Origin of the sequence: Runella sp. (assembly GCF_027484545.1) — a bacterium.
Classification (GTDB): Bacteria; Bacteroidota; Bacteroidia; order Cytophagales; family Spirosomataceae; genus Runella.
On sequence record NZ_JAIXST010000140.1, the window covers coordinates 1 to 13678 of the forward strand.

Below are 13678 nucleotides of genomic sequence, written 5' to 3' on the forward strand. Positions count from 1 at the left end.
ATGGTTCGGAAAGTCTTGCTATTCTCAAAACGGTAGAAATTAACCATAAATGGCAACAGTTTTGGCAGCAAGCTGCTTAGATAACAAAATGCCACTTTTATTTACAATACCTAAAAATATAGGCGGTGGCGCAACTCAAACCCGCAACATTGTAAGTGGTGCCCGTAATATTGTTGGCAATCAGTGCAGCTCCTTGAAATACCTGATAACCCGTTACGCCCACGTTGTCGGTTGCACTCGTCCAAGCCAATGTCAAACCCGACGAACTCACATTGGAAATGGCCAGATTAGCAGGGGCGGTGGGTGCTTGAGTATCGGGCGCAGAAGTTCCGGAATCAAAACGGATATAGTCAAAATAAACGGTCGGACTGTTTCCTGAGTTATTTTTTATGTTAATGCGTTTGATGACCGATGGATTGCCCAAATCGCTCATGGTAACGGTGAATTCTTTCCACTGATTGGCTACAGTCGTTAGAAATACCGAAGTACTTTGCGCGCTGCCGTCATCATTTTGGGTACTGAAATCAAGGCTGTTGGCACTGGTACTGTAGGCCCAAAACTTAATGACGGTGTTGGCAGCGGGAGTAATAAACGCATTTTTACGTAACGAAAACCCGCCGTATCCGCCATAATCAACCTTCACCGAGTTAATTCCTTCGGCAGCCGTTGGCGAAGTGGTGTTGAAATACCGATACGCGCTCCATGACCAATCTTCCCAACTAGAATTCAGGTTATCATCGTACACGATTTCACCCGTTGGGCAAGCGTTGGTCGTGATGTTTACTGAATTGCTGCTTGCAGACAAATTTCCTGCGGCATCGGTTACTTTTACCGTAAATGAATAGGCGGTATTGCAAGTCAAGCCTGTTACGCTCATGCTTGTAGCAGTCGTCGTCGTCAACAAAACTCCCCCTTTAAAAACCTGATAACCCGTCACGTCCACATTATCAGATGACGCTGCCCAAGAAAGCAGGGCACTCGTGGTAGAAATAGCAGAAGCTACTAAGTTGGCAGGCGCCGTTGGTGCCTGTGTGTCGCAGATAGGCGTAATGGTACTTGCCGAATTGCTTGCTGCCGAGAGGTTTCCGGCAGCGTCTTTGGCTTTTACCGTAAATGAATAACTCGTATTACAAGTCAATCCGGAAAGTACGATGGAATTGGTAACTGAAGAAGATAACAGCGTTGCTCCGTTATAAATGTTGTATCCCGTTACGCCTACATTATCCGTTGAAGCAGTCCAGCTAAGGGTAGCAGCGTTGGAAGTAACGTTTGATGCCGTTAAATTAATCGGAGTTGTAGGGGCTTGGGTATCGGGCGGTAGGTTACCATAAATAGAAGGCGGACGAATCGAAGTATTCTGAATACTGTTGGGGTCAGTTACGGCAGTTGCCTGCCCCCAAGTATTTGACCAGCTTCCAAAAGTTCCATTGGTAGTTACGTCAAAATTATTGGCACAACCTCCCGTACCGTCCTGCACGGCTCCCCACGTCCAGACCAGCCAACCTATCTCGTTGGTTTGGCACTGTTGCAGTACCCAACTGTAAGGAATAGTCGTACTGCAATCCCAACCTACCTGCTGTGGGCCATCTCCTATCATAAATGGGATGTTGTTGGCAACTACGGCATTAAAGACGTTGGTAAAACGGGTTTGCAAATTTTGCGTAACGGCGTCTTTCCAGTACGGATGCAGCGAAAAAAGAATATTATGTTGGGAATCACTTTGTAAAATGGCGTTCCAGGTATTCAGAATTGAATTTTCGTTTTGACCGTAGCCATCGGCATCAATAATAAACGGAATGGTATAACCTACTCCGCGAAGTTGCGCCACAGCATCTATGTAAGCCGTTTGGTACTGAGCGTCGGTGGTATTGTTATCCCCGGCTTCGTTGGCGATATTGAGTAAAACCCATTTTTTGTATTTGTTGATGGCAGCTATGATATCCGCCCGTTTCCAGTAGTTCAGGCACGTTTGCAAATTGTAGAGATTACCCGTTATATCGTCCAATTGCACGATCGGGATTATTTTATTGGAAATGCAATTACCCAACAGCGCGTCCAAATCCGCCGCTGAGCCGCCGGTATTCCATACAATCCAAACACTGTTGGCACCGGTTTGCGCAATTTGGGACAAAATAGTAACTCCTTGTTTATCAGCCGAGTACACAAACATTTCGTTTACTCCGCGCAAAACTACTTTTTCGCCCACGGCTGAGTACAAATACCGGCCATTGACATACATAGTGGTGTTGGGTTGAGCCATAGCGGTCAATCCTGTCAGCAAGTACACACTGACAAATAGAAGTGATAAAAACCTTTTCATAAAGTTGAGAATTAAAACGTGAAAAATGCACTTTCGCCTGAGAAAAGGCTCGAAATTGAGCCTTTCACAAACGAGCTTCAAGGTAGCTAATTAGGCATACAAATTACACCTTTATAATGATTTTTTTCTTATACATCACATACAGAATCACAAACCAAATCGTGATAAAAGTAAGTGCCCCGGCGAGCGAAGCGTTGTACTCATTTTGAAACCAAACGCCGATAAGATTTTCCTGCATCCATTGTTGTGAAGTGATGGGTCCTTCGGGTGTCTCCACTTTGATAAGTGCCAACGTACGCGGAATAATGCCCGACAGAAAAAATACGGTTATGGCATTAACGCCAAAAGCCACAAAGGGCGCGGTCCAACGGCGATAGCCCTGCACGTCTATCAACCAATAACAGGCCGCTAAACCCACCATAGCCCATCCGCCAGCATAAAGCACAAACGAACTTGTCCAAAGAGATTTGTTGATGGGAAAAACGATATCCCAAATCAAACCGCCAACGACTAAGGCATTCCCCGAAAGAAACAGCCACGTTATTTTTTCGGCCACGGGTTTCTCACTTCGCAACCATTGCCCCGTCAACACGCCCAACAATCCCGTTCCAATCGCAGGAATGGTGCTGAAAATTCCTTCTGGGTCCCATACTTTGGCTGATTTCCACAAATGGGCCGTAGTCAAAAGACCGCGATCAACCCACGCACCGAGGTTGGTAGTGGGTTCTAAATTGGCATAACCTACGTCAGGAACAGGAACGAAAGTCATCAATAAATAATAACTGACAAGCAGTATCGCCGTTAGTATAATTTGCGTTTTTCGGGTGGTTTTGATAAAAATAAGGGAACAAATTAGGTACACAAGCGCAATGCGTTGTAAAACGCCAGGAATCCTAACGGTTTCAAAATTGAATTTGGGATACAAATTCAGGAACAAACCCAATCCAAACAAAATCGCACTTCGTTTGATGATTCTCAGGACAGAAGGCTGGTTTTTCCCCATTGCAAAGGCAATGGACACGCCCACAATAAACAAAAAGAAAGGAAAAATGAGGTCGGTAGGCGTGCAGCCGTGCCAATGAGCGTGAAGCAAAGGAGGATAAACATGCCCCCAATCGCCGGGATTATTGACCAAAATCATCGCAGCCACAGTGAGGCCACGAAATACATCCAAAGACAGTAAACGGTTTTGCATAGAAAAAGGAAGGGTTTTGCTATGCAAGATAAAATTTTCAGTTGAGATTACCTCCTACTGGCAGTCCGCTGGGTACGCGTTTAGGAATTGTTCGGTCAAATTGGTCGTCATTCAACGTATTCAGGAACTCCACAATCAACGAAATATCTTTGAAATCCACTTTCAGAAGTTCTATGATGGGGTCAATTTGTGGTTTCCCAACGAGTGGATTGCGAATTTTATCGCCTGCCAAATCTTCGTAAAATTCCAGTACCTGCTCCAACGTTTTGAGTTTTCCGCTGTGCATGTAGGGGGCGGTAAAACGTAAATTTCGGAGGCTCGGCGTTCTGAATTTATATTGATTGTCTACACCCGCATCCGATTGTGTTAACTTCTCATTATCAGGCACGCCCAGCGCGTGAACTTTATAATCTGACAGCATCGGACCATTGTGGCATTTGGCACAACCTGATTTTAAAAACACCTGCATTCCATCTATTTCGTTGATGGACAATGCACTCCTGTCTCCGCGCATGTATTGGTCAAAACGTGAATTTCCTCCCACCAACGTTCGCTCATACGCCGCAATGGCTCGGGATAAATTCTGACTGTTAATAGCATCAGACGTGGAAAATGCTTCCTGAAAAAGATGACGATATTCAGCAATCTTCTTTAGACGATTCACCACGCTGTCGAGTGCGGCTTCTTTTACATACCGATGTCCGCGCATTTCCTCAAACGATTTTATGGGCTCTAATGATTGATTTTCAAGGCCTTTTGCCCGAATGTCCCAAAACATCGGTGCATTAGAAGCATCAGTAGAACCAGTCAACGTAAGACCGTTGAAGGCAGCGTTGAGAATTGTTTGGGAATTACGCTTCACAAAAGGAATGTCGCCCAGCGTACTAAAATCACGGTTGCTTCCCGTACCGCGCCCATTTACTCCAATAGAAACTTCCAGACTTTCGGCAAAACCAAATTCAGGATGATGACAGGTAGCACAGGCCACATCTTTATGCCCTGATAAAATGGGGTCGAAAAACAACAGGCGTCCTAATGCTACTTTTTCGGGGGTGGAGGGATTATCGGCAGGAACAGGCACTTCGGTAGGTAAAGCCGCCAATTTGGCTATATCATCTTCGGGCAAAGCGGGCGTTTTTTCCTGCTTACTTTCACCTGTACAGCTTATATGCATTGCTGCCAGCCATGCGCCAACCGCCAAAATCAATAAGCTATATCGGAGTGTCATCATTGCAGTACATTAGTAACTACAAGAGTATGACTTTGGTAACTGCCTAAAAATGACATCAATCAATCTTATACGATACAAACACAACACGCTTACTGTCAGGTGACCAGCAAGGCGCACTCAGCGCTCCCTGCCCTCCCGCAAAGGGCTCAGTCAAATCCTTTATTTGCTTTGTTTTCAGATTCAACAACCGCAATTTCACCTCTTTTCCCAAAGGATGTTTGCCTTTTTGATCATCTAAATACGCCATGTACACAATCCATTTCCCGTCAGGGCTGGGATGCGCGTACCAATTGTCATACTCGTCGCTCGTCATTTGTTCCTGCTCGGTGCCGTCAGGTTTCATCCGATACAACTGAACTCGTCCCGTGCGGTGAGAACTAAAATAAATCAATTTGGAATCGAAACTGTATTCGGGCGCATCGTCGAGACCGGCAGCGTCTGTGAGGCGCAATTCATCACCTCCCGCCGTCGGCAATTTATAAATGTCCCATTCGCCGTTGCGCTGTGCCGTGTACAAAATATTTTTCCCCGAACGGCTCACCCCGTGCCAAAACGAAGGCGATTTTTCCGTGAGTAAGGTAGGAGTTCCTCCTTCAACGGGTACTTTAAAAACTCGTGAATTGTTGGTAATTCCTGCCCGAGTATCGTTATGACTAAAAAAAACACTTTTCCCGTCGTAGCTTATTCCGTGGGCGTTGTTGCAGCGATTGGCAAAATCCGTATTGATTATTCCCAACAATTCTCCTTTTAGGGAAATTTTTTCCAAGGCCCCTTTTCGGTTAACAATAAAGAATTTGCCATCCCGCGACCAGTTGGGCGACTCCATCAGGGTCATTCCCTTTTGAATTATCTGCCTTTTCCCATTTTTAATATCAATGATTTCTAAATTGCTCGTTACTTTCGATTGGCAAAAAGCAAATTGGATACTGCACACATACATCAAAAGGGAAAAGTTTCTCATAATTCAAGGGTTTTATTCAAAGTTCAAATTTTCGGCGATTTATCAGCCATTCTGCCACCAACAGATTAGGAACCCAGCACAGCCAAGCCACCGCTCGGTACATATCATGAAAAGAAAAATGCAGTCCAAAAGTACCCAACGGAAGCCAAATTCTTAGCGTAACAGCCGCCATCGTACAGGCATAACTGCGTACCATCCAGCGTTTGTGGCTTTCCAAATCTTTTGCCCGAATAGCTTGATAAGCCCGGAAGGTCGTAAAAAACCAAGCAATGGCTAACGCGGCAAACCCTGTTTGCGCTACCAAGCCCTCACTTGCATAAAAGGCTGCATAAAAAGCACAAATACTTCCGGCTAAAATAGCGAAAACGTAGATTTTCCCTATCCCGCGATGAAGTTTCAAATTTCGATGACGGAAATTTTTCAAAAACTGAAAAGGTCCGATGGACAATGCCAAAACCCCACCTATGATATGCCCATAAAATCCAATCTGCCAGGGCCATTGCGAAACAATCTCCTTTCCTTTTTGGCTTAAAATGAGTGTGCCAGTATCAAAATTCAAATACTGCATAGCGTAAATGCTAACGCCAAAAGCAAAGAAAAAAAGCAAAATACGGCGTACGCTTCGGGTAAGGGTTTCCATGCTGCTCTTCTGCCGTTAATCCCACGTCAACTTGTACTTCAGCGAAACAAGCCCAGTACCATATACTTTACTGTCAATCAGCGTCAACCACTTTCTTTCTTTAAGGTGTCTGAAAAGAGGTTTCCCCGAGCCCAACAGAATAGGATGAATAGAGAGCCACACTTCATCCACTAACCCTAAATTCATTAATGTGTTGGTCAGTTCAGCTCCGCCAAAAAGCCAAATATTTTTCCCGGGTTGGTTTTTTATTTTCCTCACCTGCGCCTCAATGTTGCCTTTAATTAATCTCCTGTCAGATTTGAATTCAGGCAACGTATTGGAAAATACGTATTCTGTTAACTTTGGCAGCCAATTTTTCTCCCCTTCGTCAGCCAATGCAATTTCGTAGGTTTTACGTCCTACAAACAAAGTATCAATGTGTTTAAAAAAATCGTTCAATCCATAATCCTGGTCGGTAAAACACCAATCATACTCCCCATTGGGACCTTCGATAAACCCATCTAAACTAACCGCAAGTCCTAAAATAACTTTTCTCATGGTATTAAAATGAACTATTTAGAGTGAAATGCAGACGAACATGACTCGACCGTTTATCTTTTTCTTTTTTCGTTTTTTTGTGAAATAATGTTGTTGTAAGCAGTACTAACGCCTTCCATAAATGCTGACTTTTTAACAAGATTGAGGTCAACGTGCGTCCATCCTAATTGTCCCCATTTGTTAGGAACGGGATAAAAAGAGCCATCCTCGCAAAAAATCGTTTGTTGTTCGGGCGTCAGCTTCAAGGTCACCCACTTGTTATCAATGTTGAAAGTAGCAAAAATCTTGCCTTTAATCTTATAGGCAGACTTGTCAAAATGAGGCTCTTCCGTAGCTTCAGGCATCGAAGTCAAAATTTCGTGGGCATTTTCCAAATCAACCATGTATGATATTGTCAATTTCCAATTGTCGATTTAGTAAGTAAAAAAAATTGCCTTATTACTTATCGCTGTGCAAATTTGCCGTGCGACGGTCCGATCTTTGCCCACTTGTTTTTACTTCTCCAAATCTCGAAAATAACGCAGCGTTTGTCCATAATCCAGCCCCATCACCATGCCTTTAATCGTCATACTAATGCGCTTGGTTTTGGTTTCTATTGTTTTGGCAGATTCAATCCACTTGCTATAATAGTTTTGATGGCTTAGCGGCAGTTTATTAAAATAAGCCAAGGCTTTAGGCTCATCTTCCAAACAAGCCAACAAATCAGCCGATTGCGGAAGCGGGTCGGTATCTATTTCGAGTTCTACCTGAATCATAGTCCCTTCTTTTTTATGAATTCCACGACGCATCTCTGCATTGACAGGAATGATAAAACCTCCGTCGCCCATCGGTATAAGCGCGACTAACTTAATGGAAAACGCATCCAATTTGCCTTTGACTCGATACGATGTACGGACGTTTGGGTTGATTTCGTTGGCTATATCCACCGGGATTTCAAAATAGGTCCAACCCGTTTTTTCGCCTTTTTTATCAAACTTTTGCAGTAGCGCTTTAAAAGAAACCATTCCGTTGAAATTGAAATCTGCCGCCAATTTATCCATTATTTTGTTTATCAGTTATATGGATTTATTTAACCATATAACAAATATAAGGCCATATAAGTTTATAAAAAACTGAATATCAGCACCTTATACTCACTTATATGCCTTATATGGTTGCAGCATTTACTTTACCAGCAATTTTCTCATTTCTTCGAGCAACATTTGCCAGTTGTTTTCTGAATGGGCAACCGCCGCTTCGTCCTTCATATTGTCTTGCGTTACCGTTACCTGCGTGCCCCCGTCAACTGCCTCTACAATGTATTCAATAGTAGCGTAGTTTTCTGGAATGTCTTCCGTACAGCTGAACGAACTCCAATAATTATAAGAGAGATACTGCTCCGATTCAAATTTCAGTACGGTACCTTTATCTTCGTAGGCCACGCCGTCCCATACGCCCGTAAACCGAATCGGGCCTCCTTCTTTCCAATCCGTGATTAAATGGGTACCAAAAAAGTACTCTTTCACTACTTCGGGATTTGTGAGGGCATCCCATACGTTAGAAACGGGTGCGTTAATAATGGCGGATGTTTTCAGGGCTAATTGATTGCTCATGTTTGTTGTTTAGTTTACATGGCAAAGTAAATATCCTCCACTGACAACCCTATGTCAGTGCCATTCGCATTTCCTGAAGTTTTATAAAGGTATTGAGATCTTGGTGCGGAGATTTGCGAAAAGTCTCCTGTGTATTGATGAGTTTTTGAATCCATGACACCTTAAAATCGCGGTATTCGAGTCGATACCAACACCACCCTATGACGTGCCAAGCCATCGAATAAAAGATGATACCAATCGGCTCTATTTCCCGAACGCTCGTTTCCTGATTCACATTTTGGTATTTGATTTGGAGTATCGTCTGATTGGTAATTGAATTTTGAATTTCGGACAAATAATCAAAATTATGGTTGGGACAGGAGACGCTCGTAAATAGCCTGTTTTCCAAATGTTCGACCCGTTCTTTCTGCGAATTTTTGAGGATTGACTTCACTTTATTGAGCGCCGACCGGTAATGTTTGCTGATGGATTTGTCCGTAAAACGCTCTACAATCGACTCTACCAGCACCAAAGCATTGGCTTCTTCGCTGCTGAACGTGACAGGAGGCAAAAAATAACCCTGCATCACGTAATACCCGCGATTGGGCTCAAAACCAATGGGAATGCCGATTTCGTCAAGGGCTTTCAGGTCACGATACACAGTACGAATGCTCGTTCCAAATCGTTCGGACAGTGTTTCAGCAAGTGTGTATTTTCGCGATTGCAGAGAAATAGCGATGGCCAACAAGCGGTCTATGCGGTTCATGGCGAGGGGCAGAATTATTCATTTTCAAAAATATATAAAAAAATTCGACTCTTTTGTCCTGTTTCTTTTCCGTCGTTCGTCATTCGTACAAATTCAATAATTTCGTTCATAAAAAACACAACTTACTATGAACAAGTACATGCTCGCTTTCTGGAATGCCATTCCGTCAGAACAGGATTTCGCTCAACTGTCACCTGAAGCTATACAGGCAGAAATTCAGAAATGGAACGATTGGATTGGAGGAATTGCCGCCCAGGGCAAGATGATTTCGGCCGCAGGTCTGTATCCAACCGGCAAAACGGTTTCGGGGTCTAATCACGTCATTACCGACGGGCCTTTTACAGAGGGAAAGGAAATTATTGGCGGCTTTATGATTCTCACCGCCGACACCATCGACGAAGCCGTAGAATTATCCAAAGGCTGTCCCATCTATGATTCTGAAGGAAGAGTAGAAGTACGTGAAATTCAAAAATTTTAACTGATTTCTGGAATGACGGAAGTCAACCGATTGGCAGAGCATCTTTTTCGGCATGAGTCGGGGAAGATGCTCGCCGTCATCACTCGTTTATTTGGATTTCCTAACTACGACATTGCCCGTGATGTAGTACAGGACACCCTATTGGCAGCCATGCAACATTGGAAACTGAACGGCATCCCCGATAATCCGACGGGATGGCTGTATGCTACGGCCAAAAACAAAGTTCTCGACCGTTTGCGCCGCGAGAAGTTTTTTGCCGAAATCAGTCCCAACATTGCCCATCAACTTGAGTCAGAACAACAAATGCAACTCCACATCGACCACCTGTTTCTTGACCACGAAATCGAAGACAGTCAACTTAGGATGATGTTTGCGTGTTGCCATCCGAGTTTGCCTCCCGAAGCCCAGATTACGCTTATTTTACGAACCCTTTTGCGGACTGACCATTCCTGAAATTGCAAAGGCTTTTTTATCCAACGACGAAACCATCAACAAGCGCCTTTACCGCGCCAAAGACAAAATAAGAAGTACTCCTATTGAACTGGAAGTGCCTACGGGCGACGAGCTTCTGCCCCGTTTGGATGTGATTTTGAAAGCTATTTATCTTTTGTTTAACGAAGGTTACAATTCTGAGAACCCTGGCCAACTCATCAAAAAAGAGCTTTGTGAGGAAGCCATACGACTGGGAATTTTATTGAGTCAACACCGTTTTACCAATGTTCCCAAAACATCGGCGCTGCTCTCCCTGATGTACTTTCAGGCGTCCAGGTTGGAGGCGCGTCAGGACGAAGAAGGAAATATTATCTTACTGGCGAATCAAAATCGCCAAAAATGGAACCGTGAGCGAATAGAAAAAGGCGTTGAATTTCTACCCTTATCGTGTACCGTCAGTTGGAATATATCCAAACCAAAGATCTGGGTTTTACCAAAGAAGCGATTATAAATATTCAGGGTGCAGGTTTTTGGGGAAATAAAACCAAAACATTCAAAGGCGAAATTCGGGCTATTTCGGGCATCGTAAGCGTAGCCGGTGCAAATACTTCTCCCGCCGATAAACAGGGGGGATATTTTGGAATAACCTTCCGAAAAGACGGAGAAAATGAAACCGTTACGGGTAAAGGTGCAGTGGTGGATGACCAATACCTCCAAACCATGAAGATTTCTCTGTTAGCCGGGCGCCCCTTTGAGAAAAACTTCAATGATTCGCTCTCGGTCATTCTTAACGAAGAAGCGGTTCGGGAATTGGGATTGGCAGACCCCGTAGGTAAAACCATCATCACCCCCGACAATTTGGTTCAGCCCAATGGAATTCCTGTTTTTTATAAAGTGATTGGAGTAGTTAAAAACCTCCATTTCAGTTCTTTGCGCGACAAAATTTCCCCTCTTTTTCTGCTCAATGATCGATTGTTTGGACAAGCAAATAATCAGTTGGTCATAAAAATTGAATCACAAAATCCTAAAGCACTCATCAGCCAAGTAGAAAGTATATGGCAACGGTACTTACCCAATCAGCCTTTTCATTTTTCATTTTTAGACGCCGATTGGCAAGCACTCTATCAGTCGGAACAGGTATCCGAACGAATTTTTGGCGTGTTTTCACTGCTCGCTATTTTTATTGCTTGTATGGGTTTGTTGGGTTTGGCAATTTACATCATCCAACAACGCACCAAAGAAATCGGAATCCGAAAAGTATTGGGAGCGTCTGTATTTGGAATTACGGCTCTGTTGTCCAAAGATTTTATCAAACTGGTATTTATCGCCATCCTGCTTGCCGTTCCGGCCGCTTGGTACGCCATGCACCAATGGTTGAACAATTTCGTCTATCGCATCGACATTGAGTGGTGGGTATTTGCAGCTGCCTCCCTCATCGCCATATTCATCGCCATTGCAACCGTTTCATTTCAGTCCGTCAAGGCCGCGCTGATGAATCCGGTAAAATCATTGAAATCGGAATAAAATTTAGGGAAATGGAACAAGGAGAAACGGAAACCGTATTTTTTCTCCGTGTCGCACGGGCGACCCCGTCCTTGTTCCATTCATCCCTTTTCCAAATAAAAAAAACATGCTTCAAAACTATCTCAAAATAGCCATTCGTAACCTTGTCAATAATAAGGTTTTTTCTTTTATCAACATCGCTGGGTTGGCGGTGGGAATGGCGGTGTGTCTTTTGATTGTGCTGTTTATCAAAGACGAACTGCGTTTTGATACCTTTTTCAGGAAAACGCCGCAAATCTATCAGGTCAACATTGACGGAAATTTTGGCGGCTCAGAGTTGCTGGGAGGTTATACGCCACCGCCTGCGGGCAAAACGTTAATGGCCGAATTCCCTGAAATAGAAACTTATACGCGTACCTTTCAAATCATGGATTTGGTGGTAAGTCACGAACAAAATGGCAAAAAGGACCATTTCTTTGATGAGAAAAACATCATGGCCGTTGATTCCAACTTTCTGGAAATCTTCGACTTCTCACTCCAAAAAAGCAACGCCGCTACCTGTCTGCAAAACACGGATGATGTAGTCATTACTGAAACAATGGCCAAAAAATACTTTGGCGACAGCGACCCTATCAATCAGGTGCTTTTATTCGGCGAACGGCCACGGAAAGTCACGGCGGTATTGAAGGATATTCCAAGCCAGTCTTCGATGCAATTCGACTTTTTGGTCCCTATCCGCAGTGTTAAATTTGTCAGTTATTTTGACTGGAGCTGGGTATGGCTCAACGTGAGTACGTTTGCGGTACTCAATGATAAAATTGCTCAAAACCCCGAGCGAATTCGGCAATTGGAAGCTAAATTTCCCGCCATGATTCGCAAACACGCCCAATATGCGTTCAATCGCATTGGACAACCGTATGACGAATTTATTAAGAAAGGCGGCAAATGGGAGTTTTTTCTACAGCCTTTTCAAGATGTTCACCTTCATTCGGGCAAACTAAGCGTATTTTATGAAAACACAGGCGACATCAGGCAAGTGTATATGTTTGGCATTGTTGCCATCTTTATCATTCTGCTGGCCTGCGTCAATTTTATGAATCTTTCAACGGCTCGCTCGCTCAAATGGGCCAAAGAAGTAGGCGTCCGCAAAACACTCGGCTCTTTTCAGAATAGCCTCATCAAGCAATTTTTGGCCGAATCGTTGTTGTATAGCTTTTTGGCTACGGTCTTGGCATTGGTAATTATCTCCGCAGCATTGCCGTGGTTTAACAAAATATCAGGTAAGACCATTGCTTTTAACGCTCTTTTTGACGATGGATTCGGATTTTTCATTGTTTTGCTCATGCTCACTACGGGCGTGCTGGCGGGAAGTTATCCTGCCTTTTATCTGACTTCGTTCAAACCCATCGAAGTATTAAAAACGAATTCAATTAAAACGGGCATTGCTCATTTATTGGTAAGAAACGGATTGGTCGTTTTTCAATTTGCGGTCTCTACGGCGTTGATTATCTGCACGATTGTGGTCTTTCAACAACTGAGTTTTACACAAAACAAAGATTTAGGATTGACAAAAGAAAACGTCATTGTCATTCCTAATGCACAGCGTTTGGACCAAAGTCAGGAAGCATTCCGACAGGAAATTGCTCGTATTCCCGATATTATTCATACTTCCATCAGTACCAACGTGCCGTTGAGCGCCGGTTTTGGCGATTTCTATCTTCCTGAACAACATACGGGCGACAAGCAGATTGCCAAAGACCTGACGCTTTTCTCCTTCATGACAGACGATGCTTTTATCAAAACTCTTGATATTAAGCTTACGAAAGGCCGCAATTTCTCTAAAGAGTTTAGCGATTCGACTTCGGTTATTTTGAATGAAGCGGCGGTGAAGAAAATTGGCTGGAAAGACCCTGTAGGAAAGTACATATACTTAACTCACAGAGGTTTGCAAAACCAATTTTGGAGTTTTGATGATTTGAAAGTTCTTAGATTCAAGGAGTAAATGCAACTTTTAAAGAGGGCAAGAGAAGTAATATTTTTGAGA

The 13678-nt window shown here is 43.6% G+C and carries 15 protein-coding genes; 5 read left to right on the forward strand and 10 right to left on the reverse strand.

Features of this window, described 5'->3' with window-relative positions; all coding sequences use genetic code 11:
* Positions 1-97: 97 nt before the first annotated feature.
* The 10 genes from Q0081_RS13065 to Q0081_RS13110 form a co-directional block, all read right to left on the reverse strand.
* A complete protein-coding gene (locus Q0081_RS13065; protein ID WP_298353928.1) occupies positions 98-2320 on the reverse strand; it encodes a fibronectin type III domain-containing protein in 2223 nt (740 codons plus the stop codon).
* Positions 2321-2423: 103 nt separating this feature from the next.
* Positions 2424-3515 carry an acyltransferase family protein gene (locus Q0081_RS13070; protein ID WP_298353931.1) on the reverse strand — a complete coding sequence of 364 codons (1092 nt, stop codon included), beginning with the start codon at positions 3513-3515 and terminating at the stop codon, positions 2424-2426.
* 37 nt (positions 3516-3552) lie between these two features.
* The gene (locus Q0081_RS13075) at positions 3553-4746 is read right to left on the reverse strand and encodes a cytochrome-c peroxidase (protein ID WP_298353934.1); all 1194 of its coding nucleotides are present in this window, start codon (positions 4744-4746) and stop codon (positions 3553-3555) included.
* A gap of 55 nt (positions 4747-4801) precedes the next feature.
* Entirely contained in the window at positions 4802-5707 is a 906-nt protein-coding gene (locus tag Q0081_RS13080; RefSeq protein ID WP_298353936.1) for a DUF5050 domain-containing protein, read from the reverse strand.
* A 16-nt stretch (positions 5708-5723) separates the two neighbouring features.
* Entirely contained in the window at positions 5724-6347 is a 624-nt protein-coding gene (locus Q0081_RS13085; RefSeq protein ID WP_298353938.1) for a DUF2306 domain-containing protein, read from the reverse strand.
* A gap of 15 nt (positions 6348-6362) precedes the next feature.
* Positions 6363-6884 (reverse strand): dihydrofolate reductase family protein, encoded by a 522-nt coding sequence (locus Q0081_RS13090; RefSeq protein ID WP_298353941.1) that lies wholly within the window; start codon positions 6882-6884, stop codon positions 6363-6365.
* A 53-nt stretch (positions 6885-6937) separates the two neighbouring features.
* Positions 6938-7282 (reverse strand): MmcQ/YjbR family DNA-binding protein, encoded by a 345-nt coding sequence (locus Q0081_RS13095; protein WP_298353945.1) that lies wholly within the window; start codon positions 7280-7282, stop codon positions 6938-6940.
* Between the two features lie 96 nt (positions 7283-7378).
* Positions 7379-7924, reverse strand: a complete 546-nt coding sequence (locus Q0081_RS13100) for a YdeI/OmpD-associated family protein (protein WP_310586496.1) — start codon at positions 7922-7924, stop codon at positions 7379-7381.
* A gap of 123 nt (positions 7925-8047) precedes the next feature.
* The gene (locus tag Q0081_RS13105; protein WP_298353947.1) at positions 8048-8476 is read right to left on the reverse strand and encodes an SRPBCC family protein; all 429 of its coding nucleotides are present in this window, start codon (positions 8474-8476) and stop codon (positions 8048-8050) included.
* Positions 8477-8525: 49 nt separating this feature from the next.
* A complete protein-coding gene (locus Q0081_RS13110; RefSeq protein ID WP_298353949.1) occupies positions 8526-9221 on the reverse strand; it encodes a YafY family protein in 696 nt (231 codons plus the stop codon).
* A gap of 127 nt (positions 9222-9348) precedes the next feature.
* Between Q0081_RS13110 and Q0081_RS13115 the strand changes: the two genes are divergently transcribed.
* The 5 genes from Q0081_RS13115 to Q0081_RS13135 all read left to right on the forward strand — a co-directional run bounded on the left by Q0081_RS13115 (position 9349) and on the right by Q0081_RS13135 (position 13636).
* The gene (locus tag Q0081_RS13115) at positions 9349-9699 is read left to right on the forward strand and encodes a YciI family protein (RefSeq protein ID WP_298353952.1); all 351 of its coding nucleotides are present in this window, start codon (positions 9349-9351) and stop codon (positions 9697-9699) included.
* A gap of 12 nt (positions 9700-9711) precedes the next feature.
* On the forward strand, positions 9712-10152 hold the full coding sequence (locus Q0081_RS13120) for a sigma factor (protein ID WP_298353954.1): 441 nt from the start codon (positions 9712-9714) through the stop codon (positions 10150-10152).
* Positions 10070-10642, forward strand: a complete 573-nt coding sequence (locus Q0081_RS13125; RefSeq protein WP_298353956.1) for a DUF6596 domain-containing protein — start codon at positions 10070-10072, stop codon at positions 10640-10642. Before Q0081_RS13120 ends, Q0081_RS13125 begins: the two co-directional genes overlap by 83 nt.
* Positions 10591-11655 (forward strand): ABC transporter permease, encoded by a 1065-nt coding sequence (locus Q0081_RS13130; RefSeq protein ID WP_298353959.1) that lies wholly within the window; start codon positions 10591-10593, stop codon positions 11653-11655. Before Q0081_RS13125 ends, Q0081_RS13130 begins: the two co-directional genes overlap by 52 nt.
* Positions 11656-11761: 106 nt before the next feature.
* Positions 11762-13636, forward strand: coding sequence for an ABC transporter permease (locus tag Q0081_RS13135; RefSeq protein WP_298353962.1), 1875 nt, complete (start codon positions 11762-11764; stop codon positions 13634-13636).
* Positions 13637-13678 lie beyond the last annotated feature (42 nt).